This is a genomic window from Pantoea sp. BL1 (assembly GCF_000963985.1).
Taxonomy (GTDB): domain Bacteria; phylum Pseudomonadota; class Gammaproteobacteria; order Enterobacterales; family Enterobacteriaceae; genus Pantoea; species Pantoea rwandensis_B.
Genome location: NZ_JZRH01000079.1, coordinates 1 through 2,634 on the forward strand (window position 1 = coordinate 1; position 2,634 = coordinate 2,634).

The 2,634-nt window shown below is 53.4% G+C and carries 1 rRNA gene; it reads left to right on the forward strand.

Annotated features, from left to right (window positions below):
* A 23S ribosomal RNA gene (locus VH86_RS24180) occupies positions 1–2,550 on the forward strand; the annotation flags it as partial.
* Between the last annotated feature and the right edge of the window lie 84 nt (positions 2,551–2,634).

Genomic DNA, 2,634 nt, shown 5'->3' on the forward strand with positions numbered 1-2,634 from the left:
TGTGAGTTCGAAGAGTAGGGCGGGACACGTGGTATCCTGTCTGAATATGGGGGGACCATCCTCCAAGGCTAAATACTCCTGACTGACCGATAGTGAACCAGTACCGTGAGGGAAAGGCGAAAAGAACCCCGGCGAGGGGAGTGAAACAGAACCTGAAACCGTGTACGTACAAGCAGTGGGAGCCTGATTTGTCAGGTGACTGCGTACCTTTTGTATAATGGGTCAGCGACTTATATTCTGTAGCAAGGTTAACCGTATAGGGGAGCCGCAGGGAAACCGAGTCTTAACTGGGCGTTAAGTTGCAGGGTATAGACCCGAAACCCGGTGATCTAGCCATGGGCAGGTTGAAGGTTGGGTAACACTAACTGGAGGACCGAACCGACTAATGTTGAAAAATTAGCGGATGACTTGTGGCTGGGGGTGAAAGGCCAATCAAACCGGGAGATAGCTGGTTCTCCCCGAAAGCTATTTAGGTAGCGCCTCGTGAACTCATCTTCGGGGGTAGAGCACTGTTTCGGCTAGGGGGCCATCCCGGCTTACCAACCCGATGCAAACTGCGAATACCGAAGAATGTTATCACGGGAGACACACGGCGGGTGCTAACGTCCGTCGTGAAGAGGGAAACAACCCAGACCGCCAGCTAAGGTCCCAAAGTCATGGTTAAGTGGGAAACGATGTGGGAAGGCACAGACAGCCAGGATGTTGGCTTAGAAGCAGCCATCATTTAAAGAAAGCGTAATAGCTCACTGGTCGAGTCGGCCTGCGCGGAAGATGTAACGGGGCTAAACCATGCACCGAAGCTGCGGCAGCGACACTATGTGTTGTTGGGTAGGGGAGCGTTCTGTAAGCCGTTGAAGGTGAACTGTGAGGTTTGCTGGAGGTATCAGAAGTGCGAATGCTGACATAAGTAACGATAAAGCGGGTGAAAAGCCCGCTCGCCGGAAGACCAAGGGTTCCTGTTCAACGTTAATCGGAGCAGGGTGAGTCGACCCCTAAGGCGAGGCTGAAAAGCGTAGTCGATGGGAAGCAGGTTAATATTCCTGCACTTGGTGTTACTGCGAAGGGGGGACGGAGAAGGCTAGGTTATCCGGGCGACGGTTGTCCCGGTTTAAGCATGTAGGCGGAGAGTTTAGGTAAATCCGGACTCTTTTTAACGCTGAGGTGTGATGACGAGCCACTACGGTGGTGAAGTAACTGATGCCCTGCTTCCAGGAAAAGCCTCTAAGCTCCAGGTAACACGAAATCGTACCCCAAACCGACACAGGTGGTCAGGTAGAGAATACCAAGGCGCTTGAGAGAACTCGGGTGAAGGAACTAGGCAAAATGGTGCCGTAACTTCGGGAGAAGGCACGCTGTCGGTAAGTGAAGTCCCTCGCGGACGGAGCTGAAGGCAGTCGAAGATACCAGCTGGCTGCAACTGTTTATTAAAAACACAGCACTGTGCAAACACGAAAGTGGACGTATACGGTGTGACGCCTGCCCGGTGCCGGAAGGTTAATTGATGGGGTTATCCGCAAGGAGAAGCTCTTGATCGAAGCCCCGGTAAACGGCGGCCGTAACTATAACGGTCCTAAGGTAGCGAAATTCCTTGTCGGGTAAGTTCCGACCTGCACGAATGGCGTAATGATGGCCAGGCTGTCTCCACCCGAGACTCAGTGAAATTGAAATCGCTGTGAAGATGCAGTGTACCCGCGGCAAGACGGAAAGACCCCGTGAACCTTTACTATAGCTTGACACTGAACATTGAGCCTTGATGTGTAGGATAGGTGGGAGGCTTTGAAGCGTGGACGCCAGTCTGCGTGGAGCCAACCTTGAAATACCACCCTTTAATGTTTGATGTTCTAACGTAGGCCCGTGATCCGGGCTGCGGACAGTGTCTGGTGGGTAGTTTGACTGGGGCGGTCTCCTCCCAAAGAGTAACGGAGGAGCACGAAGGTTGGCTAATCCTGGTCGGACATCAGGAGGTTAGTGCAATGGCATAAGCCAGCTTGACTGCGAGAGTGACGGCTCGAGCAGGTGCGAAAGCAGGTCATAGTGATCCGGTGGTTCTGAATGGAAGGGCCATCGCTCAACGGATAAAAGGTACTCCGGGGATAACAGGCTGATACCGCCCAAGAGTTCATATCGACGGCGGTGTTTGGCACCTCGATGTCGGCTCATCACATCCTGGGGCTGAAGTAGGTCCCAAGGGTACGGCTGTTCGCCGTTTAAAGTGGTACGCGAGCTGGGTTTAGAACGTCGTGAGACAGTTCGGTCCCTATCTGCCGTGGGCGCTGGAGAATTGAGGGGGGTTGCTCCTAGTACGAGAGGACCGGAGTGAACGCACCGCTGGTGTTCGGGTTGTCATGCCAATGGCATTGCCCGGTAGCTAAGTGCGGAAAAGATAAGTGCTGAAAGCATCTAAGCACGAAACTTGCCCCGAGATGAGTTCTCCCTGACTCCCAGAGAGTCCTGAAGGGACGTTGAAGACGACGACGTTGATAGGCCGGATGTGTAAGTGCAGCGATGCATTGAGCTAACCGGTACTAATGACCCGTGAGGCTTAACCTTACAACGCCAGAGGCGGTTTTGAGAAGACGCAGTAGAGTTTCAGCTTTGTTCGAACGGATTGATGTGCGCGGCCTGCGAGGACAG